At 70.6% G+C, this 25,731-nt stretch carries 22 protein-coding genes; 8 read left to right on the top strand and 14 right to left on the bottom strand.

The features are described from left to right. The first annotated feature begins 270 nt into the window (after positions 1-270). From OG736_RS23615 to OG736_RS23635, 5 genes are all read left to right on the top strand, one after another. Entirely contained in the window at positions 271-1,530 is a 1,260-nt protein-coding gene (locus OG736_RS23615; RefSeq protein WP_327184208.1) for an MraY family glycosyltransferase, read from the top strand. 95 nt (positions 1,531-1,625) lie between these two features. Then, entirely contained in the window at positions 1,626-3,464 is a 1,839-nt protein-coding gene (gene dnaK / locus OG736_RS23620) for a molecular chaperone DnaK (protein ID WP_171398464.1), read from the top strand. Further along, positions 3,461-4,117 carry a nucleotide exchange factor GrpE gene (grpE, locus tag OG736_RS23625; protein ID WP_327184209.1) on the top strand — a complete coding sequence of 219 codons (657 nt, stop codon included), beginning with the start codon at positions 3,461-3,463 and terminating at the stop codon, positions 4,115-4,117. Before dnaK ends, grpE begins: the two co-directional genes overlap by 4 nt. Before the next feature lie 39 nt (positions 4,118-4,156). After that, positions 4,157-5,332, top strand: a complete 1,176-nt coding sequence (gene dnaJ, locus OG736_RS23630; RefSeq protein ID WP_327184210.1) for a molecular chaperone DnaJ — start codon at positions 4,157-4,159, stop codon at positions 5,330-5,332. Between the two features lie 5 nt (positions 5,333-5,337). Beyond that, complete coding sequence (locus tag OG736_RS23635; protein ID WP_327184211.1) at positions 5,338-5,793, top strand: heat shock protein transcriptional repressor HspR; 456 nt, start codon at positions 5,338-5,340, stop codon at positions 5,791-5,793. A gap of 89 nt (positions 5,794-5,882) precedes the next feature. On the opposite strand, the gene OG736_RS23640 is transcribed toward OG736_RS23635, so the two are convergent. Next, the gene (locus tag OG736_RS23640) at positions 5,883-8,888 is read right to left on the bottom strand and encodes a hypothetical protein (protein ID WP_327184212.1); all 3,006 of its coding nucleotides are present in this window, start codon (positions 8,886-8,888) and stop codon (positions 5,883-5,885) included. 62 nt (positions 8,889-8,950) lie between these two features. Between OG736_RS23640 and OG736_RS23645 the strand changes: the two genes are divergently transcribed. Beyond that, positions 8,951-9,523, top strand: a complete 573-nt coding sequence (locus tag OG736_RS23645) for a hypothetical protein (protein WP_327184213.1) — start codon at positions 8,951-8,953, stop codon at positions 9,521-9,523. Between the two features lie 328 nt (positions 9,524-9,851). Here OG736_RS23645 and OG736_RS23650 read toward each other — a convergent pair whose 3' ends face one another. From OG736_RS23650 to OG736_RS23710, 13 genes are all read right to left on the bottom strand, one after another. Next, positions 9,852-10,109: a hypothetical protein gene (locus tag OG736_RS23650; protein ID WP_020129155.1), complete on the bottom strand. Its 258-nt coding sequence runs from the start codon at positions 10,107-10,109 to the stop codon at positions 9,852-9,854. Positions 10,110-10,143: 34 nt separating this feature from the next. Continuing rightward, positions 10,144-11,628, bottom strand: a complete 1,485-nt coding sequence (locus OG736_RS23655; RefSeq protein WP_327184214.1) for a WhiB family transcriptional regulator — start codon at positions 11,626-11,628, stop codon at positions 10,144-10,146. Between the two features lie 133 nt (positions 11,629-11,761). After that, entirely contained in the window at positions 11,762-12,478 is a 717-nt protein-coding gene (locus OG736_RS23660; RefSeq protein WP_327184215.1) for a hypothetical protein, read from the bottom strand. 7 nt (positions 12,479-12,485) lie between these two features. Continuing rightward, positions 12,486-13,688, bottom strand: a complete 1,203-nt coding sequence (locus OG736_RS23665) for a hypothetical protein (protein WP_327184216.1) — start codon at positions 13,686-13,688, stop codon at positions 12,486-12,488. Continuing rightward, positions 13,685-14,290 carry a hypothetical protein gene (locus OG736_RS23670; RefSeq protein ID WP_020129159.1) on the bottom strand — a complete coding sequence of 202 codons (606 nt, stop codon included), beginning with the start codon at positions 14,288-14,290 and terminating at the stop codon, positions 13,685-13,687. The genes OG736_RS23665 and OG736_RS23670 overlap by 4 nt, the downstream gene beginning before the upstream one ends. A gap of 13 nt (positions 14,291-14,303) precedes the next feature. Next, positions 14,304-14,948, bottom strand: a complete 645-nt coding sequence (locus tag OG736_RS23675) for a hypothetical protein (protein WP_327184217.1) — start codon at positions 14,946-14,948, stop codon at positions 14,304-14,306. A gap of 48 nt (positions 14,949-14,996) precedes the next feature. Further along, positions 14,997-17,183 (bottom strand): hypothetical protein, encoded by a 2,187-nt coding sequence (locus OG736_RS23680; protein WP_327184218.1) that lies wholly within the window; start codon positions 17,181-17,183, stop codon positions 14,997-14,999. Between the two features lie 19 nt (positions 17,184-17,202). Next, positions 17,203-17,823: a hypothetical protein gene (locus tag OG736_RS23685; RefSeq protein ID WP_327184219.1), complete on the bottom strand. Its 621-nt coding sequence runs from the start codon at positions 17,821-17,823 to the stop codon at positions 17,203-17,205. 13 nt (positions 17,824-17,836) lie between these two features. After that, entirely contained in the window at positions 17,837-18,442 is a 606-nt protein-coding gene (locus tag OG736_RS23690) for a hypothetical protein (RefSeq protein ID WP_327184220.1), read from the bottom strand. Positions 18,443-18,495: 53 nt separating this feature from the next. Then, entirely contained in the window at positions 18,496-21,492 is a 2,997-nt protein-coding gene (locus OG736_RS23695) for an ATP-binding protein (protein ID WP_327184221.1), read from the bottom strand. Positions 21,493-21,546: 54 nt separating this feature from the next. Then, on the bottom strand, positions 21,547-22,032 hold the full coding sequence (locus OG736_RS23700; protein ID WP_327184222.1) for a hypothetical protein: 486 nt from the start codon (positions 22,030-22,032) through the stop codon (positions 21,547-21,549). Positions 22,033-22,096: 64 nt separating this feature from the next. Next, the gene (locus OG736_RS23705; RefSeq protein WP_327184223.1) at positions 22,097-22,360 is read right to left on the bottom strand and encodes a hypothetical protein; all 264 of its coding nucleotides are present in this window, start codon (positions 22,358-22,360) and stop codon (positions 22,097-22,099) included. Positions 22,361-22,422: 62 nt separating this feature from the next. Then, positions 22,423-24,111 (bottom strand): conjugal transfer protein, encoded by a 1,689-nt coding sequence (locus tag OG736_RS23710; RefSeq protein WP_327184224.1) that lies wholly within the window; start codon positions 24,109-24,111, stop codon positions 22,423-22,425. Between the two features lie 335 nt (positions 24,112-24,446). On the opposite strand from OG736_RS23710, the gene OG736_RS23715 reads away from it, so the two are divergent. Continuing rightward, entirely contained in the window at positions 24,447-25,049 is a 603-nt protein-coding gene (locus OG736_RS23715; RefSeq protein WP_327184225.1) for a hypothetical protein, read from the top strand. A 75-nt stretch (positions 25,050-25,124) separates the two neighbouring features. Beyond that, positions 25,125-25,487, top strand: coding sequence for a DUF4913 domain-containing protein (locus OG736_RS23720; protein WP_327184226.1), 363 nt, complete (start codon positions 25,125-25,127; stop codon positions 25,485-25,487). Positions 25,488-25,731 lie beyond the last annotated feature (244 nt).

Consider the following 25,731-nt stretch of genomic DNA (forward strand, 5'->3'; position numbering starts at 1 on the left):
GGCCTGCGAGGGAAATTACTAAGCGGTAACTTATGCAGTCCGTTTGAGACTACCCCGTATTCTCCGTCGCACTGTAGCGGGGTGCGGAGTGATCTCAGTCGCTGAGGGTTGCCTCAGAATCAGGTCGGGTTCGGGTCGGGTTCGGGTGGGGTTCGGGTCGGGTTCGGGTGGGGGGAGTGTCGGGTTCCGGTTGGGGTCCGGCTGGGATCCGGTGGTGAATCGGCCGTGTTATTCGTACCAAATTGGTACATATGTGACTAATTTATATCCGTGCTCTACGGGATCGTCGCCGCCATCACCGCCCTGTTCCTCGCCGCCGTCCTCGCCGCGCTGCTGCGCGTGCCCGCCCTGCGCCTGGGGTTGCTCGACCGGCGGCAGCGGCAGCGGCGGGTGCCTCTGTTCGGGGGCGCCGCCGTGGTGCTCGCCACCTGTCTCGTCGCGGTCGCCGGGGACTGGACGGGTATCGCCCCGCTCGGTGACGGCATCGAGGTGCTGCTCGCCGCCGGGGGCGCCGTCGCCGCGCTCGGACTGGTCGCTGACGTGTGGCGGCTCAACGCACGGTTCCTGGTGATCGGTACGGCGGTCGCGGCCGCCTTCGTGGTGCCGTACGGCGACACGGGGGTGGTGGCCGGAGTGGCCGGTGTCGGCTGGATCACCTTCGTCGCCCTCGCCTTCCGGTCGCTGGACCACGCCGACGGAGTGGCCGGAACCGTCGGGGTCGTCACCGCCTTCGGCGTGGCCGCCTGTGCCGCCGTCGAGGTCATGGACGGGCTGGCGGTACTGCTGAGCGTGTTCGCCGCCGCGCTGACCGGCTTCCTGATGCACAACTGGCCTCCCGCGCGTGTCGCCCTCGGGGCGTGCGGATCGCTCTTCGCGGGGTTCCTCCTCGCGGCGGCCGCCGTGATCGCCCGCGCGGGGCACGATCCGGTCGCCGGCGCGGGGGTGCTGGTCGCGCTCACCGCGGTCGCCGCGGCCGACGTCGTCCTGGTCGTGCTGTCCCGGCGGCTGGCCCGACGGCCGTTGCTGCGCGGCGCGTCCGACCATCTCGCCCACCGGCTGAGGCGGTTGGGGCTCACCGCGCAGGGCGTGACCGTCCTGGTCGCGGTGGCGGCCTTCGCCGCGGTGCTCGTCGGTGTGCTGGTGCACGCCGGATGGGCCGACGCGCAGGCGGTGTTGTGGGTGGCCGGAGGGGCACTCGTCGTCGTGCTCGGGATGCTGCGGGTCGCGGTGTACGGGCCCCCACGCGCGCGTGGCCGACGAGACCGGCGGGTTCGGCGTGCCCGTGCCGCGGGTGCCGTACGGGGGGCCGGCGGTGCCGGTCATGGTGCCGGTGGTGCTCCTCGCGAGGTGCGGCTCGCGGGTCGTTCCGCGCCCCGCCCCGAGCAGCGTCCGGGGTCGGGTTCGGCGCCGGTGTACGCACCCCGGCGTCAATCCGAGGACCAGGCGCACCACCCGGAACCCGGTGTGCGGCGAACCGGTCGATCCGTATCGCCGCAGGTCAGCGCTTCCTTGCGCGTAAGGAACGGATAAGAGTTGAGTGGGCGCGACTCAGGTCTGTTGACCGAGAGGTGAGCCTCGTGCACACTTGAGTCCGTTCCACTCAAGTCAGCTGGAGGAAGATCACCATGGCACGTGCGGTCGGCATCGACCTGGGCACAACCAACTCCGTCGTCAGCGTTCTGGAGGGCGGCGAGCCCACCGTCATCACCAACGCCGAGGGTGCCAGGACCACGCCGTCCGTCGTCGCCTTCGCCAAGAACGGTGAAGTGCTCGTCGGCGAGGTGGCAAAGCGCCAGGCAGTCACGAACGTGGACCGGACCATCCGCTCCGTGAAGCGTCACATGGGCACGGACTGGACGATCGAGCTCGACGGGAAGAACTTCAACCCGCAGCAGATGAGCGCGTTCATCCTGCAGAAGCTCAAGCGCGACGCGGAGGCCTACCTGGGCGAGAAGGTGGCCGACGCGGTCATCACCGTCCCGGCGTACTTCAACGACTCCGAGCGTCAGGCGACGAAGGAAGCCGGTGAGATCGCCGGTCTCAACGTCCTTCGTATCGTCAACGAGCCCACCGCGGCCGCGCTCGCGTACGGCCTCGACAAGGACGACCAGACGATCCTCGTCTTCGACCTCGGTGGCGGCACGTTCGACGTGTCCCTCCTGGAGATCGGTGACGGCGTCGTCGAGGTGAAGGCCACCAACGGTGACAACCACCTCGGTGGTGACGACTGGGACCAGCGTGTCGTCGACTACCTGGTGCAGCAGTTCAAGGCCGGCCACGGCGTGGACCTCGCCAAGGACAAGATGGCGCTGCAGCGTCTGCGTGAGGCCGCCGAGAAGGCGAAGATCGAGCTGTCCTCGTCCACCGAGACCTCGATCAACCTGCCCTACATCACGGCGTCCGCCGAGGGCCCGCTGCACCTGGACGAGAAGCTCACGCGCGCCCAGTTCCAGCAGCTGACGGCCGACCTGCTGGAGCGCTGCAAGACGCCGTTCCACAACGTCATCAAGGACGCCGGCATCAACCTCTCCGAGATCGACCACGTCGTTCTCGTCGGTGGTTCGACCCGGATGCCCGCCGTGGCCGAGCTCGTCAGGGAGCTGACCGGCGGTCAGGACGCCAACAAGGGCGTGAACCCGGACGAGGTCGTCGCCATCGGCGCCGCGCTCCAGGCCGGTGTCCTCAAGGGTGAGGTCAAGGACGTCCTGCTCCTCGACGTGACCCCGCTGTCCCTCGGTATCGAGACCAAGGGCGGCATCATGACCAAGCTGATCGAGCGCAACACGACGATCCCGACGAAGCGTTCGGAGATCTTCACGACGGCCGAGGACAACCAGCCGTCGGTGCAGATCCAGGTCTACCAGGGCGAGCGCGAGATCGCGGCCTACAACAAGAAGCTCGGCATGTTCGAGCTGACCGGTCTGCCGCCGGCGCCGCGTGGCGTCCCGCAGATCGAGGTCGCCTTCGACATCGACGCCAACGGCATCATGCACGTCACGGCCAAGGACCTCGGCACCGGCAAGGAGCAGAAGATGACCGTCACCGGCGGCTCCTCGCTGCCGAAGGACGAGGTCGACCGCATGCGCCAGGAGGCCGAGCAGTACGCGGACGAGGACCACCGTCGTCGCGAGGCCGCCGAGTCCCGCAACCAGGGCGAGCAGCTCGTCTACCAGACGGAGAAGTTCCTCAAGGACAACGAGGACAAGGTCCCGGGCGAGGTCAAGACCGAGGTCGAGGCCGCCGTCGAGGAGCTGAAGGCCGCGCTCAAGGGCGAGGACACCGCCGAGATCCGCACGGCCACCGAGAAGGTCGCCGCGGTCTCGCAGAAGGTCGGCCAGGCCATGTACGCCGACGCCCAGGCCGGTCAGGGTGCCGACGCTCCCAAGGCCGACGCCCCGAAGGCGGACGACGACGTCGTGGACGCCGAGATCGTGGACGACGAGCGCAAGGACGGTGCCGCGTGACGGAGGAGACTCCGGGCTTCGAGGAGAAGCCCGACGTCCCCTCCGGCGCCACCCCTGAAGACGCCGAGCCGAAGGCCGATTCCTCCTCCGCTTCGGCGGCGGGGTCGGCCCCGGCCGGGGACACGAACCAGACAGCCGGTCTGGTGGCCCAGCTGGACCAGGTGCGCACCGCTCTGGGCGAGCGCACCGCGGACCTCCAGCGCCTCCAGGCCGAGTACCAGAACTACCGCCGCCGGGTCGAGCGCGACCGGATCGCGGTCAAGGAGATCGCCATCGCGAACCTCCTGACCGAGCTCCTGCCCGTCCTCGACGACATCGGGCGCGCGCGGGAACACGGCGAGTTCGTCGGCGGCTTCAAGTCGGTGGGCGAATCGCTGGAGACCGTCGCGGCCAAGATGGGCCTCCAGCAGTTCGGCAAGGAGGGCGAGCCCTTCGACCCGACGATCCACGAGGCCCTGATGCACAGCTACGCGCCCGACGTCACCGAGACGACGTGCGTGGCGATCCTTCAGCCCGGGTATCGGATCGGCGAGCGCACCATCCGCCCCGCGCGGGTGGCCGTCGCCGAACCGCAGCCCGGTGCACAGGCGGCGAAGGGCGACGAGGCCGAGGCGGCCGACGACAAGGAGAGCGGTGGCCCGGACGAGGGCTGAGCTCGACCGGATGAGTGATGGGGAGGAGGGACGTCGAGGATGAGTACCAAAGACTTCGTCGAGAAGGACTTCTACAAGGTCCTCGGCGTCCCCAAGGACGCCACCGAGGCCGAGATCAAGAAGGCGTACCGGAAGCTCGCCCGCGAGTTCCACCCGGACGCCAACAAGGGCAACGTCAAGGCGGAGGAGCGCTTCAAGGAGATCTCCGAGGCGAACGACATCCTCGGTGACCCCAAGAAGCGCAAGGAGTACGACGAGGCCCGCGCCCTCTTCGGCAACGGCGGCTTCCGCCCGGGCCCGGGCGCGGGCGGCAACTTCAACTTCGACCTGGGCGACCTCTTCGGAGGCGGCGCTCAGGGTGGCGGTGCCCAGGGCGGCTTCGGCGGCGGCATCGGGGACGTGTTCGGCGGCCTGTTCAACCGCGGCGGCCCCGGCACGACCCGTACCCAGCCCCGGCGCGGCCAGGACATCGACACCGAGGTCACCCTGACCTTCACGGAGGCGATCGAGGGCGCGACGGTCCCGCTGCGCATGTCCTCGCAGGCCCCCTGCAAGGCGTGTTCGGGGACGGGCGACAAGAACGGCACCCCGCGCGTGTGCCCGACCTGTGTGGGCACGGGCCAGGTGGCGCGGGGCTCGGGAGGCGGCTTCTCCCTGACCGATCCCTGCCCTGACTGCAAGGGGCGCGGCCTGATCGCCGAGCATCCCTGCCTGGACTGCAAGGGCAGCGGCCGCGCGAAGTCGTCGAGGACCATGCAGGTCCGCATCCCCGCCGGGGTGACGGACGGTCAGCGCATCCGGCTGCGCGGCAAGGGCGCCCCGGGCGAGCGTGGCGGACCGGCGGGCGACCTGTACGTCGTCGTCCATGTCGGCGCCCACCCGGTGTTCGGCCGCAAGGAGGACAACCTGACGGTGACTGTGCCGGTGACGTTCACCGAGGCGGCACTCGGTGGCGAGATCAAGGTGCCGACGCTCGGCGGGCCGTCCCTGACCTTGAAGCTTCCGCCCGGCACGCCCAACGGCCGCACCATGCGGGCGCGGGGCAAGGGCGCGGTCCGCAAGGACGGCACCCGCGGCGACCTGTTGGTCACCGTCGAGGTGAGTGTTCCGAAGGACTTGTCGGGGAAGGCTCGTGAGGCGCTGGAGGCGTATCGCGAGGCGACCGCGGGCGAGGACCCGCGGGCGGAGCTGTTCGAGGCCGCGAAGGGAGCATGAGAGTGATGGACGGCCGTCGGCGTAACCCGTATGAACTGACCCAGGAGACTCCGGTCTACGTCATTTCGGTGGCGGCCCAGCTCTCGGGCCTGCATCCGCAGACGCTACGCCAGTACGACCGCCTGGGTCTCGTCTCCCCCGACCGCACCGCCGGCCGGGGACGCCGTTACTCGGCCCGCGACATCGAGCTGCTGCGCACGGTGCAGGCCCTGTCCCAGGACGAGGGCATCAACCTGGCCGGCATCAAGCGGATCATCGAGCTGGAGAACCAGGTGGCCGCGCTCCAGGCCAGGGCCGCGGAGCTGGAGGCCGCGCTGGACGGCGCGGCCGCGGCGATGCAGCAGCGGGAAGCGGCGGTGCACGCCTCCTACCGGCGGGACCTGGTGCCGTACCAGGAGGTACAGCAGACCAGCGCGTTGGTGGTCTGGCGGCCCAAGCGGTCGCAGCCGTCGTCCGACTGAGAACTCAGAACCTCAGGACCGAGGCACACGCGCACGAGGCAGGGGCCCGGAGATTCGTCTCCGGGCCCCTGCCTCGTTCTCTACGGCCGTCACTCGCCCATGTCGACGCCCGGCTCCGGCCGCTCGTGACCCGGCGGCTGCTGCTCCGGCTTCCGGACGGGAGCGGGGGGCCGGTTGCCGCCGCCCCGGGGCACGCCCATCTGCCACAGGTGGGAGCCGGGGATGTCCGGGGCGGGGGACGAGTCCGGGGCGGGTGCCGGGGGCGTCGTTGAGGCCGGGGCCGATGCAGAGGCAGGTGCCTGTGCCGGAGTTGGGGCTGCCGTCGGGGTCGGGGACGGGGTTGTCGTCGGGGTCGGGCCCGCGGCTGTGGCCGATTCGGGGGTGGGGACGGGCTCCGGGTCCGGTTCTGCTACCCGGTCCTGTTCCTGTTCCTGTTCCTGTTCCTGTTCCTGTTCCTGTTCCTGTTCCTGTTCCTGTTCCCGTTCCCGTTCCGGTGCGGGCTTGGCCTTCTCCTGGGGCGGGATGGCGCTGCCCGTGCCCGCAGCCGGTGGCGTTGCCTCCGTGCCCGTGCCCTTCTCTGTGTCCTTGCTCGTGTCCTGACTCTGACCCTGGTCCTGGCCCAGGTCCGGGCGCCGCCAGCGTTCCGGGATAGTCGACAGCCGTCGCACGGCTTCGGGGTCGCCCGCCGCTGCCGCCGCGACGGCGCGTGCGCGCAGGGCGCTCTGGCGGGCGATGGGCGAGAAGCCGGGAGCCGCGTTGCCGGTCTCGGAGGGCAGACCGCGGACACCCATCCCGTTCAGCCGGCCCTGGATTCCCGTCTCCGGGGCGAAGATCTCGCGTGGCAGTTGCCAGGAGGCCGCGCCGTCCACGTCGACGCGGTGCTCCCTGCCGTCCACGGCGAAGGTGAGCCCGTAGCCGATGTACTGGTCGTCCTTGTCGAACAGCAGGTCCCCGGAGATCTCCCCACCCCGGTCGCGCACCTCGTCGGCGAGGACCTGGAGGGCGGGCGGAAGGGGGTTGGTGCGGCCGAGACTGGTGACGTAGCCGTCGCTGCGGGCCACTCTCTGTTCCTTGGTTCCCTTTTCGACGTAGGGGACCTGGAAGCGGGTCTCGCCCTTCTCGTCCTGGTACGTCTCGATGGCCCCGACGCGTGCCTCGACGAAGTTCAGACGCCTCTCGCCGCCCTCGCCGTGGCCGTACTTCGCCTCCATCGCCGGAAACTGGACCTGGTGCTGCAGCGCCGGCGGCGGCCTCGAGCCGATGATCGTGACGTGGGCGTCGGGATTCTGGATCAGGATGATCTCCGCGTTGGCGACGGCCGTTCCGCCGGAACCCACGACGATCCACTCCTGGGCGGCGTGCGGGTCGAAACGGCTCTCGGCGACCTCGTCGCCCAGCAGCGCCCGCCCCTCCGCGGCCTTCCGCGCCGCCTCCCACTTCTGCGTCGAGTCGAGAGCGGTGAAGCAGTTGCCCATGCGGGTCTCGTCCGCGGTGTCCAGGCCGGCCGAGAGGGCGTCCTTCAGTGCCGCGTAGGAGTTCAGGGCGCCGAGCACGGTACCGGCGTCCGTGCCGCCCCGCTCCGCCCGGGTCAACCAGGCGCGCATCTCGCCCGCACCGGCGAACCCCTGCCCCTCCAGCTCCCGCAGCCGATCGCTGATCAGCCGTACGGCTTCGCTGCGGCTCTCCACGGCGAACTCCCCGCGCGGAGTTCCCGGTACGAGTTCCGGTGTGAGGCCGGTGGCGATGCTGGGGGTGCCGTCGCAGGCCACCCAGAGGGGGGTCGCGCTCTCCGCGCCGTCCTCGCCCAACGTGCGTACTTCGGCGAGGAGTTCGCCGTTCTGCCCGAGGCGCAGCCGGGCGTGGCCGTTCACCACGTCGCCCTGCGTGGCGAGTTGGTCCTCCCATACGCGGACGGCGTGGATGGAGATGCGGTGCCGGGGATCCTCGACCGCCGAGTACGGGTCGACGCCCATCCACTGGGCGAGGTCGCGGTCCTGGTCCGCCGACTGCACGATCCCGTCACCGGGGTCCAGGTGCCAGCGGCCCGCCCCGTCCACCAGCAGCGCCTCCGGATCCCGCCCGGTGAGACTCGCCCCGCCGCCGATCACGACTTTGCGCAGGGGGAGTTGCCCTTCGGCGAGCTGCCCCTCCAGCGTCCGTACGGTGCGTTCGCTGACCTGGGCGCGGTACTCGGCCCACCGCTCGGCGGCGGGTTCCAGCTCGTCGCGGGGGAGTGGCAGCCCGTTCTGGTCGTAGCCGGGCATGGGCATGGTGACGTCACGCCGCCCGATGAACGCCTCGACCTGCCGCTCGGCCCGCAGCGCGGCGTCCCGGGAAGCCTGGAGCGCGGTGGCGTCGGCGGGGGAGAGGTTCTCCATGGGGTGGGCGAGGGCGGTGAGCAAGCGCCGGGAGCCGGCGGAGAGGAAATCGGCAGACACCCGGTATCGCACGCGTGCCGCCCTCTCCTGGGGGCGGAACGCTTCCTCGTCGCTCATGGGGACGGTCGGCCGGATGCCGTACGGATCAAGCAGCGCCGAGAACTCCGCACGCGCTTCCAGTTGCTGCTGTGGGGAAAGGTCGGGGGCCGCGCTCCGTGCGGCGAGCCAGTTGAGCTCACCTATGCGGCCTCGGTCCGCTGTGGACAGCTCCTGGTGCGCGGGGAGTTCGGCCCCTTCGCGCAGGAGGCTTTCCCGTACGGGGGTGAGGCCATCGGCGGCGCGTTCGCGCACGGCGGCGAGCTCACCGAGTTCGTGCGCGAGGACTCGTCCCAGCATCGCGGTCGGAAGGCGGTCGGACACACGGATGACGTAGTTCTGCGAGGCGGTGTTCGTCGCCGTGTCGGCGATCGCTCCCGTTGTCAGCGGAATGGCGTCCACCCAGATCTGGGCGGACTCCCCTCGGCTGTCCTGCAACACGAAATACTGACGGCCGTCCTCGGTCTGAGCCGGGGTGAGGGAGGTCAGTCGGTCCCCCAGGACGACGGCAGCCACCGCACCCATGTCCCGCCTCGCGGCCCACACGAGATCTTGCTGCTGCACGGGTCCGCCCGGCCGGAGCGTGCCCATGACGATCTGCGGATCGGCCGATGTGTCCACGTGATGCCCTCCCCCAGGCTCTGTACATACGCACACCGCACAACAGACTTTAGGATCATCCCATGTTGAGAGCCCGTTCCTCACTTGAAGCGCACCTGTACATGGACCTGCACCCATGCGAGTGCGGGAGCTCCGACTTCGTCCGCCGGCACCGCCTGGAGCAGCGCGGTGACGGCATCGTCGCCGTGTACGAGGGGCCGTGCACCCAGTGCGGCCGCAACCGGAACTTCGCCTTCCTGATGGCCGACGAGATCCCTCCGCCTCCGCCGGCCTTCGGCGGCCCTGAGCCTTCCGAGATCATCGACCCCGGTGAGTTCGTCGAGGTCGCGCACGACGTCTCGCGCCGCGCAGGACTGGAGATGCTCAACTCACCCGAATCCGAGCACCACAAGTATCGGGGAGCCATGGCGTACGCGCTGGCCGCGTCCGAGGAGGTTCCGAAGTTCATTCCTCCGGGGCAGGACGCGGTTCCCGCCTCCGCCTTCACCTCCGAGGTGGGCAGGGCCCGCTACGAGCGGGAGCCGGCAAAGTTCGACCGCGACATCCTCGAGATGGACATCGACCTCACACGGAAGATTCTCGCCGACATCGACGAGGTCAGCCCCCCGCCCGGCCGGAGCGGTCCTCAGGCCTGATCGGTCACCTGTGGCTTCCCGGCTGCTGCCCGGGCCGGTTCGGGGGCGGGCCCTGGGGCCGGCTGCTCGGGCACGGGGCCCGTGCAGTGCGGGACGATGCGGTACCGGCGAGTGCACAGCTCCGCTCGTCCAGGTCTTCACGCGCCGACCGTGCCTCTTCGAGGGCCTCGGCCACGACCCGGCCCACGGCCTCGGGGTCGGCGTACCGGACGTCGCCCCGTGCCGGGCGGGCGTGGCGCAGCACGTCATCGACGGTCACCGGTGATCCCCCGGGTCTCCGCCCCGCCCCGCTGCCGAGGGAGGGGCTGGACCTGTCGTACGTCCTGTCTCAGCCCAGCTGTTCCGTCGTGCCGTCCGGGTGGATCAGGAGGCGGATCGCGCCGCCGTAGCGGTTGTCGGTGATGGTGGCCGGGGTGGGGGCGCCGAGTTGCTGGGCGCGTTGCTGGAGGATCGCCAGGACCACGTCCTGGATGTCGCCGTAGGGCGGGGCGGTGACCGGGACGCCGTCGATCAGGCCGGCGTTGGGGGAGAAGACGTGCACCTGGGCGTCCGCCGTGGCGGGGGGTGGCGGCGTCGGTTCGGTCATCGGGGGTCGGGGTTCCTTCCGGCTCGGTTCCGGCTCAGGCGCTCTTCGCCTCGTCCTGCTCGGGGACGTCCACGGCGACGTCCATGGTGACGTCGACGGTGCGAGCGTACGTGCCTCGGGCGAGGCGCTGAAGACGGCCCGACTTGACGAGGGCGGACAGCACGTTGCTGATCGTCTTCGACGGGTCGCCGTAGACGCCGGGCGGGAGGGCGCGCAGGACGTCACGGGCGGAGAAGGGGCCGGGGAAGGTCGACACGGCCGTCTCCACGGCCGCCCGGATGCTGGGGGCGCCGGAGGGTGCGAGGGCGGCGGTCTGGCCCGTGCCCGTGGACGTCTTGCCGGTCGGGGCCGGATGCGGGAGGCACGCGCGGATGCCCTGCAGCGCGGTGCGGATCGGCTCCAGGTGGATCTCGTCGCCGTCCGAGGCCTCGGTCGCGGCCAGCATGGTCGCCACCTTCTCTATGTTGGCGAGCGAGGAGGCCAGCTCGCGCAGCAGCGGTTCCAGGAAGTCACGACGCAGGGCCGCCACCGGATCGGTGGTGGCGAGTTCGACGGAGACCGAGCCGGTGAGGGCGCGGAGTGGGCCGGTGGGGTCCGGGGAGGCCTCGGCGGAGTCCCGGCCGCCGTGCGGAGTCAGTGCCTCCACGGCCTTCCGCGCGGCGCGGATGGTGTCCGGCATCTCCGGCGCGATCTCGCCGCCGGGCACGCTCGCCAGCATCGTGACCAGCTGCTCCAGGCCGGTGAGCGTGGGCAGGGCGGAGCGGATCAGAGGGGCAAGCAGAGCCTGTCGTACGGCCTGGGCGGGATCCTCGTACGAGAAGGCGATCCGCTGCCCGGACTCGGCCGCTGCCATGTCCTCGCTCCTGCTTTCCGGGTGGGTGTGTCTGGGACGGTGGCCGCTGCCGTGCGGCTGCTCTGTGTTGGTGTGCTCGTGCAACTGCCTCGGGATGCCGGGCAACTCACGTCGTGGCCTGGCCAGTTGGTCCTGGCGCGCGTCGAACGCGTCGAGGATTCGCTCCAGCGTGGGCCGGCCGCCCTCGGCGTCGTGCCGGGCGGCCGTGTCGGTGCTGCGGGAGCGCAGGCGCAGCAGCCGGCGGGACGTCTCGCCGGAGCTGTAGCCGGGGCCCGCGCCGGGGCCGTCCACCGTGTGCGTGGGCAGGTCGCCGTTCGCGTCGCCGACGCCGAGGGCGCGGCGGATCCAGCGACGGTCGTCGAGAGTGGTCGCGGCCGCGTAGCCGTAGGGCTCGGCGTGGGCGACGGCGTCCTGGAGGCATTCCGCCCACAACGGACAGGAAGCGCACAGGTCGCGGGCGGTGCGAAGCAGTACGAGGTGCTGGTGGCGCTGTTCGGGCGAGGTGTACGGAATGTCCGTGGGCGCCTCCAGCAGCGGGTGCTGGAAGACGTCCGGTCGGCGCTGGCAGGGCAGAGCGGCGTCGGGAGTGTGGGCCCCCGCTCCCGCCCCCGCTCCCCGTACCGGCCCGCGCGCGGGGCGCGTGGGCAGCGCCGTATGGCTGGCCATAGGCATGTGTGTTGTCCCCCGTGGTGATACGTGATCGGGGGGGAGCCTAAAACGTTCCGTCAACCCCGTGCAACGCATCTGCAAAGCATGTGCCGACTTGGCACAGTGACGAGACGAAACGTTCACACGGGCCTCAACTGTCCGACGGGGCACTGGCTTTGCGTGTCCGCAGGCGGCCAAGTGCCTGGCGGGCCCGGCCTGCAACCGCTTTCGCGCTGCTTCCGCGCATGGCCAGTACGCCGATCACGCCGAGGAATCCGAGCGGTACACCCGCTTCCGGCAGGAACATCCCGACGACGGACGCGATGACGAGGATCACATCCGCGAGGACGACGGTGATGCCCCGTCGGCCCGGGTGCTCCTTCACCATCCACGCGCCGAGGAGCGCCATTCCGGCGAGCGCCCAGTAGCCGAAGGCGGCTGTGCCGGTGACGGTGGCGCCGGCGTCCTCGCTCGTGCGGGCCGCGTCGCCGACCGCGGAGAAGTAGCCGGTGAAGGCGATGGCGAGGATGCTCACCCCCATCGCCAGGAGCAGCTGGGTGCGGCGGCGCAGGAGCCAGAGCGCGAGGCCGAGGAGCAGCGCGGCGACGACCGCGAAGAAGCTGGAGCCGTTCTGGGAGGCGAGGGTGATCACCGTGTACAGCGCGGCCACGCCGAAGACGATGCGGGGGAGGAGACGGACGGCCCAGGCGTCGCTCTTCTCCTGGCGGAGGAAACGGCGGAGGAGCGGTAGGGCCGGGGCGGCGGGTGCCGTGGCGGTCGGTGCCTCGGCGGTGGGCGTGTCCGGCCGGTCGGCGGCGGGCCGCGGGGTGGTGCGCGGGGTGCGGGCGTTGCCCGGAGTGCGGCTCATGGGCCGGTCACACTCCCATTCCGGTGTCGTTCGACTGCTCCGGGGCCGGAGGCGCCTTCGGGGGAGCCGTCGGGGTGTCGGTCCTGTTCGGGGCGACGACCGACTTCGCCTGCGGGGTGACGCCGGGGAGGAAGCTGTGCGCCGGTACGGCGGCTTCCCCCGCTGTCGGGAGTGTCAGCGACTCGAGGGGGGCCGGTCCCGTCTTGGCGTTGACCGTGACGCCGGGGAGGTACGGGGCGTGGGTCCGGATCTCGGAAGCCGGCGCTGCTGTGGGCACCTGCGACTGCTGCTCCTCGACGCTGGGCAGAACCACCTCGTGATCGGGGCGCAGCACTTTGATCTCTTCGACGAGCCGCTCGACGTCCGCCTCACGACCGACGCCGTCCAGAGTGGCCACACGGGCGCAGACTTCCAGGACGGCCGCGCGCTGGGCTTCCGGTGTGGGCAACGACCTGAGCTGCTCCACATCGAGGTAGCCGGCGGTCCAGTACTTCTGGGGCGGTGGGTTGTTCTCGTCGGGCGCGCGGAAATGTACGTGGGAGCGCACCCAGCCTTCGGACAGCAACTGCCTGCTCTCGGACGGAAGCCCCTTCAGCACGTCCTCTGGGAGGTCGTACATGAAGTGGATGTTTTCCGGCCCCGTCGTGCAGCGCAGTTGGGGCATCTCCGTCTCATAGGCGACACTCCACGGCACCATTTCTCCGGTGAAGATGATCGCCTCACCATCGGTGGCCTTGGCGTAGTTCTCCGAGAGGGCGCTCCAGGCGTCACGGGCCAGGGCATCGCCCTGTGCCTTGTTGAGGCCCAGGGCCGTGTACACATCGGCGTCCCACAGGTGGAGTTGGCCCAGTTCCTCCCCGCCAGGCGTGCCCTCCAGGTAACGCGCGCTGCCGTCGACGCTCGCGTTTTCCATATCGGTCCAGACGGAGGCCAGGAACTGGCTGCTGAGTACCTGGTCCTGCGGCAGATCGGGGTGCGGAATGCCGAAGGACCAGAAAGCAGACTTCATGCCCTCGCGGGGGGCTTTGACGTCGAGCTTCCTGGCGTAGTCGACGATGTACTCCTGGGGGCTCTTCCCGGCTTTGTCCGCAGCCTCGATGATCTCGTAGGCGATGCGTTCGCCCTCTCCCTCGGGAAGAGCGGCAGCTGCGGCGGTCTGCCGGGCAAGGGCCTGTTGGACGGGAGTCCGAACGGCGGTGGCCTCGCTCACTCGATCTCCTGCGGGTAGCAGTCCACGTTGATGGTGACGCCACGGAGGCCCACCCCCGTGGGGGTCACTCCCCCGCTGAAGACTTCGAGCATGATGACCGGCTCCTCCGGGCTCGCGCCCCGCCATACGGCGAGTCGGTACGGATTGCGGTTGCGCAGACGCCTCTCACGGGAGGGAAGCCGGTGGCTTCGGCCTTCGGGGAAGTCGGGAGCGTCCCAGCCGCCCGAGAATTCCGGCGCTCCGAGCACGTCCCTGGCGGCGGCTTCGTAGTGGGGCCATACGCTTGCGGCTTCCTCGAGTACCGAGTCGTTCTCTCCGGACGATTCGGCCCTGAGATGCCACGTCGTCCAGCCGAGCGACCTGACCGGGCTCCACCCGCCCTCGACGACGGGCGTGAGGCTCAGTCGGCCACCCGTCGCGGTACGCACGGCGAGTACGCGATCCTCGGGCAGCGGCTTCCAACCGAACAACGCGCACCAGTCGTCCAGTGCGCGGCCCGGGGTGGGCGGGCCGGCCCATACCGCGGGCCAGTCCACGTGCCCGAGGCCGGTCAGCTCCTGGGCAAGGTGCTGCGGCGATTCCTCGATCTCGTAAGTCGGCATGTGTGCTCCCGCCTCAGTTTCTTCGTACGTCAGTGCCTTGAGCCGGCTCATGGTCGTCGGGCTCGCGAGGACCATGACAGCTGAGCTCGATCCTCGCATCGGCCGGTGTCGGCCGATCCTCGGAGCCGGTTCCCAGCGTTGCCTTCAGCTCGAACACAGGGGCTCCCGGCGTGCGGAACCGCCACACCGCGACCCGGTACGGATCATGCTGGTCCAGGCGCCACTGCGGGCTGTACCAGGGCCCTCGACCCGGCAGTTCCGGGAAGTCCGGGGTGTCCCAGGCGCCGTGCCAGGTCGGGTTTCCCAGCAGGCCGCGCAGGGCGGTCAGGCAGGCGGTCCAGTGGGCCTCCGCCAGGTCGGTGACGAGGGCGTTCTCGTCCGTGTCCCGGGCCCGGGCCGACCACACCGTGTGGTCGATCCGGGTCACCGGGCCGCCGGGGGTGGCGGAGGCGAGGTACAGGCGGCCGCCCAGGGCCGTACGGACGCGCAGTCCCGCCTCGGCCCACAGCGGACGCCAGTCGAACCCGGCGCACCACCTCGCCCGCTTCTCCGCGTCCTCCGGGACCCCCGCCCACACCGTGGGCCAGTCCACGCCGATGAGCCGCTCCAGTTCCGCGACCAGTTGGTCGGGACTGCGGTCGGCGGTCAGGGCGGGCATCGGATGGCTCCTTGGTGTGGGAGGGGAGGCGGAGGTGGCAGGGCGGGGCTAGACGCGGCCGCTGGGGCCGCGCGGGTCCCTCGGAGGCGGGGTGGGTGCCACCGGGGGCTCGGCGGGCCGGGGGCGGGGGGCCGGCGCCGGCCGTGCGGGAGCAGGCGCGGGCGCGGGCGCGGGCGCGGGTGCCGGGCGGGACTCGGTCGGCGCCGTGGACTGCGGAGCCGGCGCACTGCTGGACCCGCTGACGCGGCGGCCTCGGGTGCGGGGCGGCTCCGAAGCAGGTGACTCCTGGCCTCCCTCGCCGAATTCCCGCTCGTAGTTCTTCTGAGCCACCTGCGAACTCTGGTAGGCCGTCTGCCGCTGCTCGCGCTTGGACTGACCGAGCCAGCCCTTCTCCTGCATCTTGGCCCGGCCCTTGCCCTTGAAGGCGAGCTTGTCCACCGCCCAGGCGGTCCCGCGTGCCGTGCTGCCGGTCACGCGTGCCGTGCCCTTGGCCGTGGTGCTCGCGACGCGGCCTGTGGTGCGGGCGGTGGAGCCTGCGGCGGACGCGGCCAGGCCGGGAGCCATGGCCGTCACCTTGCCGGCCATGTCCCCGACGCCCAGAGCGTCGTCAGCGCCCGCGACCTGGGGGCTGAACTTCCCGGAGAGCAGGTTCTTGAGCAGCATGATCACTGCGACCGTGACCAGCAGGAGCATCAGCAACTGCATGCCCAGCGGGACCTGAAGCGGCAGGATCAGCTGGTAGAAGAGCAGCAGGATCGTGAGGATCACGCCGAATCCGGCGCGCAGGACGAAGCTGTGCACGAAGGTCTGCCACCAGCCCCGCAGCAGCTTCTGCTGCGTCGGGTGGATCGAGATGATCGCGACCAGGGGCAACAGGATCACCATGATGAGCGTGACCGCGTGCCACAGCAGGGTCAGGGCGCTGAGCACGACCACCATCAGGCCGACGATGAGCGAAGCGATCAGGGCGTAGACCCCGATGCTGATGCGGTTGGCGGGTTTGTCGCCGGACCACTGCTCGTAGATGCGCGCATTCTCGTTCTCGGCGATGTAGTGACGCAGCTCGCCGTACTGGTTCTCCTTCGCCTTGATGATGTCGCCTACTTCTTTTTCCTCGACCTCGACCGGCGAAGGGTGCTGGTAGTACTCGATGTTCGTCACCGACTGGATGACCACCTGCTTGACCCGCAGGTCGGTGCAGCGCTTGCCCGTGCCGAAGTCGCACTTCTCGGTGCCCTTGTACTCCATGCGAGCCTTGCCCGGGTCGCCGAACTGGCCGATGGCCCAGGGGCGGAACGCGAGGGTGTCGTACATGGCACAGCTGGAGATGCGCATGCCGCGCTGCGGTGCGTTGTCGGGCAGGTCGCAGGGCGGGTCGACACCGTCGATCGCGCCGTCCAGCACGGCCTCGGTCAGGGCGGCGTTTCCCTGCGCGATTCCCGAGTCGGCGGTTTCGACCACGGCCACGTAGTTTCCGTTGACGAGGAACGCCGACACGGCGATGACGACGAACGCGGCCCAGCCGACACCCGACCAGACCTCGCGCATGTCGCCCTTGCGCCACTTGCCGAACACCCAGAGGCCGGTGAGCAGGATCATGGTGGGCACGGCGAGCTTGAAGACGCCGTTGTTCAGGCGGTCGACGACGCTGTCGTCACCCGAGACCGTGCCGTCGTAGAGGGCGGCCAGCGGGCTGGGGTTGGAGGAGATCTCCTTGATGCTGATCGCGGCCCGGCTCATGATCTTGCTCAGGTCGAAGATGGCCTGGGCGACGCTGTTGTAGATCTCGTTCTGGAGGCTGCACTCGTCGTCGTCGGCGGCCTGCCCGCGCTCGCCCTGCTTCGCGTCGTGTTGGCTCTGCTGGGTCGAGGCCCAGTTGAGACCGCGCATGGCGCTGAGTTCGTAGAGCGTGTACTTCGACGCGGGGCCGTCCATCTTCGTCGCCCCGGCGACGAGTTCGCGCTTCCCGTCCCATTGCTTCACCGAGGGGAAGATGTTCTCCGCGGCGGGGCCTGGCATGTCGGCCTTCTGGTTGATGCTCTGCTGCGCCCAGTCACAGGTGTCGAAGAGGGCCTGCGCCTGCTGTGGAGCGGAGAACGAGAGCGCGATCACCCCGAGCACCAGGAACAGCATGGCCCGCGCGGCGATGCCGGTGCTGATGAGTTTCTCGCGCAGGGAGCGCCTCGTCCGGGGCCGTGCCGGACGGCCGGAGCGCGGCCGGAAGCGGGTCAGCATGAAAAGCCCTTCGGAGGGATCAGTTGGCGTAGTAGTTCGTGAGGACGCATCCGTCCACCTGCGCGGGCTCCTGCTTGTAGCCGCTGGGGATCTGGCGTTCCGGATCGCACGACAGGGCCACGAGGCCGGAGGCCTTCAGGTCCTCGATCGTCTCGGTGCCGCCCGGCTCCACCGCGAAGTTTTTGCCGATCAGGATGGACCCGTAGTTCTCGGCGTGCATGGAGGTCTGGAACTTCTTCATGTCCGACAGCACCAGCAGCGTGCTGGAGTCGTCGTAGTTGTCCCGGCAGACGGCACGTTCCTTGATCCCCCAAGCGGGGTCGCGGGTCATGTTGTCATCGCCCCAGGCGGGATCATGGTCTGCCAGGGAGGAGTCGTCGTACTCGGCGCCCGGTGTGAGATCCAGGCAGGATCCGTACTGGTTGAGGTAGTACGCGATGGACGCCATGTCCGACGCCTCGGGCAGCTCCGTGCTCGCCGACTCACCGCTGTCGCCCTTGCCGGCGCCGGTGCTCGCGCTCGCGCTGTTCTTGCCGTCGCCGTCGCTGTTCCCGGCGTCGCTGTCGTCGCCGCCGCATGCCGTCAGCGACGCCGACATGAGGAGCAGGGCGCCGATGGTGATCGCTCGCCTGATTCGCATGGTGTGTCTCGCCTTACTCGGGGACGTAGTTGGTCAGGACGCAGCCGTCCACGAGGGCCGGCTCCTTCTCGAAGCCGCTCGGCACCGCGAGGTCCGCATCGCATGTCAGGAATCTCAGGTCGGACTGCCGGAGGCTGCGGATCGCCTCGTCACCGACCGGAACGACCGCGAAGTCCTCGCCGACCAGGAACTCGTCGCCGCTCGCCCTGGCGGCGGTCTGGAACTCCTTCATGTCGGAGACGGTGAGCAGCGCGATGGGCCGGTCCGACCCGTCCGTGCACACGGCGCGCTCCTCGATGCCCCAGGCCGGGTCCTCCGACTCGTCCGTGCCCCAGGCGTCACCGTCGTGCCCGCCGTCGTACTCGTCGCCCGTCGCCACGCTCTGGCAGGGGGTGTACCGGTTCAGGTAGCTCGCGATGGACTCCGTGTCCGACGCCTGGGGCAGGCCACCGGTCGTGGTCTGTCCGCTGCCGCCACCCGAGCCGGCGTCCGAGCCGAAGACGGAGTCCGCCCCGGTGCTGGCCTCCGAGCCGGATTCCGAGTCCGACCCGCACCCGCTCAGCGTCGCGAGCAGGGCGAGGGTCGCGGCCCCGGTGGCGAGGCTTCTGGACAGGCGCACGGTGGAACGGACTCCTCGGTGGGTGTGCGTGTGGGTGGGACCGGTGAGGCGCGTCATGCCGAAGCCGTCGCCGTCGCCGTTTCCTTCGCCGGGGTCGCCGACTGTGCCGGGTCCTCCTCCGCCTCCTGGAGGAACGTCCAGTCCCAGACGCTCAGCGGTGGGTTGACGCCCTGGCGGGCCGGGCGGGTGGTGCCGTTGGTGTCCGTGGCGGCGAGGATCTCCTTGAAGACCAGGTCGACGGCGACCGTGCCGACGCGCTTGTCCGCGTCGCGCTGGAGGCAGACGCCGGTGCGGAGCTCCTGGAGGGCTGCGATGACCTTCGGGTCGTTCTCCGGGCGGCCCAGGAGCGGGGCCACCATGGACGCCTCCTGCGCCGACTTCTGCTTGAAGGCGAAGACCGTGTGGATCTGGTTGGCGCCGCCGCTGCGGGCCTCGGAGTCCTCGATCTGGACGAGGTCGATGGCCTGCTGGGTGATCAGGACGGTGACCGCCAGGTAGGAGCGGCCCTGCTTCAGCGCGCGGCGCATCAGGTCGCGGCCGGACTCGGTCGCCGTGACGACGTACGCCTCGTCGACGAACAGCGCCTTCGGGCGCAGGCCGATCTCGCCGGTCACCGGGTTCTTCTCGTAGCCGACGTCGAGCATCTGGCTGCCCAGTTCCACGACCGCCATGAGGGCCGTCGCCGCGAGGCGTTCCGCCGGGTTCCAGCTGCGCGGGTCGGAGGCCGCGGGCGACTGGAAGCCGCGCAGGGTGATGACCGTACGGCGCTTGCGCATGCTGGACAGGGGCTGCGGGCGCTCCGCGAAGGAGAGACGGGCGTAGGGGAGCGTGCGCAGCTCGGTCAGGAGCATCTGCGCGAGCTTCAGGTCCTTGATCGCCTCGCGGTCTCCGCTGGCCACCGCGTGGTCGTACGCCGCGACGACTTCGTCCACGACCTGCCACAACGTCGGTCGGGGGACGGCGAGTTCGGCGTCGCGGGCCGTGTAGCCCTGCTCGACCGCCTGGCGGATCGCGGAGTTGTAGCGGCCGATGACGGTCGCCATGCCCTCGATGACGGGGAGACGTACGCGCTGGTAGTCCTCGTCGCCGAGGAAGCCCCGGAGCATGGACTCGGCGAGCAGGCGGCCCGCGGGGACGTCGCGGGCGATGACCCACGGGTCCAGTACGCCCGCCTGGCCCTTCAGGAGGTCGACGACCTCCGTCTCCGCCCAGAACTCGGGGTTCACCGGCTGGAACTTGCTGGCCGGGGTGCCGAGGAGGCCGGATTCCGCGTCGCCCGCGAAGTCCGGGTCGTTCACCTGGGCGCCGAAGCCCAGGTAGTAGCAGAGCTGGGCGAAGTCGGTCTTCGGGTCGATGACCAGGCAGCGGACGCCCGACTCCGACTCCTCGTAGAACTTCTGGAGGGCCAGCGAGGACTTGCCACCGCCGGAGGCGCCGACGATGGCCAGGCCACCGCCGTCGTTGCGGGCGGGGCCGACGTGCAGGGAGTAGTGGACCGGCATCTTGCCCGCCCAGCCGACCAGGTTGCCGACCCAGCCCAGACGCTTGCCGGAACGGTGCTCGGGGTTGTCGCCCAACTCCGTTCCCGCGGTGGGCAGTCCGGCGCCGAGCTGCTCGACCTCCTGGAGTCGGAGGTAGGGCGCGATCGGCAGCTTGGGCGCGTCGCCGGGGAGCTGCGCCTGGAGCAGCCGCCACTGCTGGCGGGTCGGGCGCAGCAGGGTCACCTTCAGGTCCTGCTTGAACTGCATCTCCAGGACCCGGCGCCGGCGCTCGAGCTCCTTCACGTCGTGCGCCGAGATCGTGAAGCGGATCTGCGCCTCCATGCCCGGCATCTTGTGCTCGTCGATGTCGTCGACGAGCTCCTGGGCGCGGGTGACCTGGGTGGCCAGCTTGGTGTCGGGGCTGCGGCCGGAGTTGGCCATGTCGTTCATCTCGTCCACGAGGTTGCCGCGGATCTTGTCGGCGCGGTCCTTGAACTTCAGGTACGGGATGAGCGTGAACCGCATGTCGATCTCGACGGGGAAGTCCACGTGCTGGGCGGCGTAGCGCGCCCACGCGGTCGACTGGCGGAAGCGGGTCTCCGCGGGCCAGTTGGCGGCCACGAGGGTGGTGGTGTAGCTGGTCTGCTGCTCGCCCGTCACCTCGTCGTACTGGTTCAGGACGATGTGCGTCTTGCGGTTCTCGCCGGAGAAGTCGACCACCAGGTCGAACTGGTTGGGTCCCCAGGCGCGCGAGCCGAGCACCGGCTCCGGCGGGACCGGCAGGTCGCCGTGGAGCGGCTTGCGGATCAGCCAGACGAGCTCCTCGCGGCTGAGCGGGGTGCCCTTCAGACCCTCGAGGCTCTCGTGGACCTCGACGGCCGTCTGCGTCCACTCGGCGAGCACGTGCGGGGAGAGGTACTCGTCGGCGACCCCGGTCGCCGTGGCGGCGGCCTGGTCGGCGGCGCCGCGGACGCCCTGGAGGAGACCGGGCTCGTCGTACGGCTCGTCGTCCTGGGCGAGGACTCCGCTGCCGCCGTTGGTGCGCTTCAGCGAACCGAGCTTCACCAGCAGGATGTTGCGCTCGCGCTTGGCACCGATGCGCTCCTGGTACTCCGCCTTGCGCAGGTTGTACGCCTTGTAGTTCTCGGTGGGGTCCCAGGCGACCGCGTTCAGGTCCTCCGCCCAGGTCAGCGCGGTGATCGGCTGGTAGACCTTGCGGTAGTGGCACTCGACGTTGCGGTCGCCGCGGGCCAGGTTCAGCAGACCGCGGGCCGGGCCCTCGGCCATCGCCTGGAGCTCGCCGGCGTTCAGGTACTCGTCGATGGCGTTGGGCAGGACGATGCCCGTCCACACCGAGTCGCCGTGCACGAAGATCATGTCGTCGGCGTAGCGGTAGGGGAGGCGGAGGTCCTCTCGGCGCGCGGCGGCCGACGAGCCGGACGGCTTGGAACGCGCCGAGGACGACTGCTTCGAGCCGCCCTGGCCGTTCTTCTTGCTAGACGAGGCGGCCATGATCATGGCGACCACGAAGAAGGCGGCCGCCCCGCCCAGAAGGATCATCATGAACATGGAGGACTCATCCTGCGGTAGTCGACGTCGGGAAGTGGTGGGGTGATCGCGGGGTCAGCGCCTGGAGGCGGCGAACGCGGTGCCGCGCTCGGCGGCGACGCGGCGCGCGGCCTCGTAGCGGGCCTGCCAGCGCGGCGAACCCGGGGTGAAGAGGATGACCTGCCAGTGCAGTTGCTCCGGCTCCTGGTCCGCGGCGAGACCCTGCAGCCGCTTGGGCTGGAACCACCAGTCGGTCCACACCACGAGCTGCTGGCTCAGGGTGAGCGCCGAGGGCAGCGGGCGCCCCCAGACGAAGTAGATGCCGAACGGCGGCCCGAAGTAGAGGACCGACGTCCACATCGACATGCCGAGGAAGGGCAGGAACGCCGACACGGTGAACAGGGTGATGAGCCAGACCAGCCCGAAGCCGAAGGCCGCGCCCAGTGCGGGCAGCAGCAGTCCGGGCAGCGGGATGTTGCCCCAGTTCCAGATCCGCTTGGGGCGGTTGACCAGATCGGTGTGGTCGTACGCGACCAGCGGCTCGGGTGCCTCCTGGCTCATGTCTGCGAACTCCCCTGTTTGGGACGACTGCTGACGGTGCGTCGGGCTAGGCCCGAGCGGTCCGTCAGTTGCCGCCGCCGATCTGACTGCCGAGACCGATCAGCACACCGGCGAGGCCGCCGGCGCCACCGATGATCAGGGCGGCCAGCGCGATCATGCCGAAGCCCTGGAAGGCCTCGCGCATGCCGTCGCCGCGCTTCATCGACAGAAGCATGCGGATGCCGAGGATGAGCAGGGCGATGACGGCGACCATGGTGCCCGCGTTACGCAGGATGTCCTCGATCTGCCCGAACATGTCGTTCAGGGTCGTACCGGCGGCCAGGTACATGGTGGTTCCTCTCGGGTGGTGGAGCGGCGGTAGTGGTAGGGGGTGTGGGCGGCGCGGTCCGGTCAGGGCTTGCCGGGCTTGGCCGTGGACGACGGGACGGCCGCGGAGGCGGAGGGTGAGGGGGCTCCGGAGGCGCCGGCCGAAGGTGACGCCGTTCCCGTCGCGGTGTCGGTGTCGCTGTCGGCCCGGCCGCCCTCGGCGTCGAGCACGCCGCCCCGGACGTCCTTGATGAACCAGCCCTGGGCCGTGTTGACCATCGTCATCCGGTACGCGCGGCGAACGGCGACGCCCTTCGCGTCGGTCCAGTCGACGGCCACCCGCACCTGGACGGCCTGTCCGGCGTCGTAGGCGTACGGCTTGGTGTCCTGGGCGCTCGCCGGGACGAGCGCGACGACCGTGCCGATCTGCGGGCCCGTCAGGCGGCCGGCCAGACCGGTGGTGGCCGTCAGGGTCGCGTCCGGCGTGAGGAAGCGGGCCATGGCGGTGGCGTCGGAGGCGCCCCAGGCCTCGAAGTAGCCCGGCAGCACCTCCTTCTGGAGCTGCGTGGACAGGGTGTCGTCCACGACCTCGTCGCCCTGGTCGACCTCGGGCACGTCCGCGGCGGCCGGCAGCGGCATCTGGCCCACGTCGCCGGAGACGCGCATGCCCTCGCCCGTCTTGAGGTTCTGGACGTACACGGGGACGGTGAGGGTGGTGAGCGTGCCGTCGTCGGTGCGGACCTGGACCCCGATGTAGCGGCCGTGGTCGCCGTACTCGGGAAGCTTCTCGGCGGTGCCGTCCCAGGTGACGGAGACGGCCTTGCTGGTGCCCTCACCGCTCCAGCCGCAGTCGGGGTCGACACCGGCGGAGGCGTAGCGGGCGAGGTCGGTGCGGCGGGCGGACGAGGTGTCCGGGGTGAACGTCATGCAGAGCTGCGCGTACTGCTCCGCGAAGGCCGCCGCCTGCTCGGTGGGGAACTCGGTGAGGCGGTACCGGGTGGCGTCCGAGGAGTCCAGCCCGGCGGTGGTGGTGCCGGAGGACTTGCCGATCACCAGTCCCATCACGCCGCACGAGCCCAGCGCGAACACGCAGGTCGTGATCAGCAGGGTGGCGCGGAGCGCGACGTGCGTACGGCGCCCGCCGCCGGAGATACGGCCGCCGGGCTTGGGCACGTCGAAGTCACGCGCGGAGGCGGGCCTCGGGGCGGCCTGGCCGGGGGTGGCGGCACCCGGGGTGACGGCGCCGGGGGGCACGGTGCCTGCGGCCGGGGCGGTCGCGCCCGCGGTCGGGGCCGCCGTGGCCCTCAGCGACATCGTGGAAGAGCTGTGCGCGGGGGCCTGGTGGCCGTGCTGGGGCGGGTGCTGGGCGGCCGTGGTGGGCGTGGGTGCCGGCGCGGTGGCCGCGGCCGTCGCCGTGCCGCCCCGCTTGCGCTGCTCCTTCTCCGCCTTCTTCTGCTCGTACGCCGCCTTGCGAGCCGCGCGCTCACGCTCGCGCTTCTCCTTCTTCGACTCGCCCTGGGACCGTGTCTCACGGGGCGGCAGCGACGGGACGGCGGCCTGGCCGGCCCGGGGCGTGCTGCGCACCCAGGCGGCGGCGACCTGGGCGCGGGCCGCGTCGGAGGGCAGCGGCTGCGGCTGTTGCGGGGCGGGGGCCTGCTGCCCTTGCCCCTGCCACGCCTGCTGCGGCGGCTGCTGGGAAGGACCGAAGGACCCGGGCTGCCCGGAAGGCTGGCCTCCGCCGACCGCGCCAGCAGGGCTGTTGTGGTCTGTCATCGAGTCGGTTACTCCAGCGAGTCGGTTCCCCGTCCGCCTGGGCGGGTTCACGACCGCACCGCACGACGGGCCCTGGCCCGGCCAGGTGCGCTTGGCAGTGTGACAAAGACCTGTCACCGGACCGGTGTCGCTTTCCTCGCCGGGACTGCGGGAATTCCCGATGCCGCGTCCGTGAGGAAACCGGCCGGGAAAAGTGACAGGGACACGCCGGGAAGGCGCCGTGCCGTACCGGCCCGTCCTGGGCCCAGAATGCGCTGGGCGCGTGTGCCCGAGGTGCTGGGTACCGCCACCCGGCACCACCCCCTGGACCCGACGGACCCGGCGAAGGACGAGAGTTGACCGACCACAACGGGCACCCGCAGCAGCCGCAGTACCCGCAGCAGCCGCAACCCCCGGAGCAGCCCGACCCGCGCACCTGGGAGATCCCCCAGCAGGCTCCGCCGGTCCAGCAGGTCCCTGCTCCTGCTCCTGCTCCTGCCCCTGCTCCTGCTCCTGCCTTCGCCCCCGTCGCCGTACCGGCGCCTGAGCCGGCCCAGGCCCCGCAGGTCTTCCAGGCCGAGCGCGCCTGGGTCGACGGCTATGAGCCCGGCAACCCCTGGCAGGCCAGCCTGTGCGTGGAGACGCCGTACGGGACGTTCGCCTATCCCCTCACGCCGAACACGATTCCCGAACTCCTCGAGCAGATGGTCCTGGTGGCGCAGGAGCAGCAGGGGATGCCGGTCGGCTTCGACGAGGATCCCGAGCTGTCGTCGCCGGACGAGGAGGGGATGGACGAGGAGCAGCAGGCGTCCGCCTCCGACATCCACAGCGGTCGGGCCGCGCGTCTGACGGGCTGGGCCGTCGTCCACGACCTGTGGGAACGCGAGGACCCGACGGCACGCATCGTGATGGGTGCGGTCGTGGTGGTGCTGTTGCTGCTCGGTATCGTCCTGACCTGATCACGCGGCACCCGGCCGGGCGCCGCCCGATCACCCGACAGCCGTAGCTCGACCGAACGACCGATGGGGGCAACGATGTCCGGCACCGCAGAGGGCTCCGAGGAGCCGGAGTTCTACTTCGCGGACGTCTTCGTCTTCGTCTCCGACTATCTCGCCCAGATGATCCGCCGCCGGGTCAACGGCAGCACGGCCACCTGGTGCCCGAGGTGGTGGGAGCACCCCGAGGCCGGCGCCCGCCTGTCCGCGCTCTGGCTGGCCTGGGAGCACCTGCGCCAGGACCCGGCGCTCGGCATGTCCACGTGGTGGCTGCACCACGCCGACCCGCATCTGCGGGTCCTGATGGACGCCGACTCGGGTCCGTTCGCGGCCTGTTCACCCAAGGACGGGCATACGGCGTACCCGTTCGACCCGCTGCCGGTGGATCCGCGGCCTTCCTGAGCGCCGGACCGGCGAAAAGACGGCGTACGAGAGGAGTGACGGGGTGCTCTGCGTCTCCCTCCGCGTGGCGTCGACCGCTGGGGGCACGTTCTGGTACGTCGCCCACGGCACCGCGGTGAAGTGGGCCCGGACGGAGTGACCACGCCCGGCCGAGCCCGACCGGGGCAAACCCTTCCCCTTCACGCACTCCCGCTTCCCCTTTCCTCTTTCCCGAAGCCGGCCGCGCTTTCCTCGACGGGAATTC

Origin of the sequence: Streptomyces sp. NBC_01334, assembly GCF_035983595.1 — a bacterium.
Classification (GTDB): domain Bacteria; phylum Actinomycetota; class Actinomycetes; order Streptomycetales; family Streptomycetaceae; genus Streptomyces; species Streptomyces coriariae.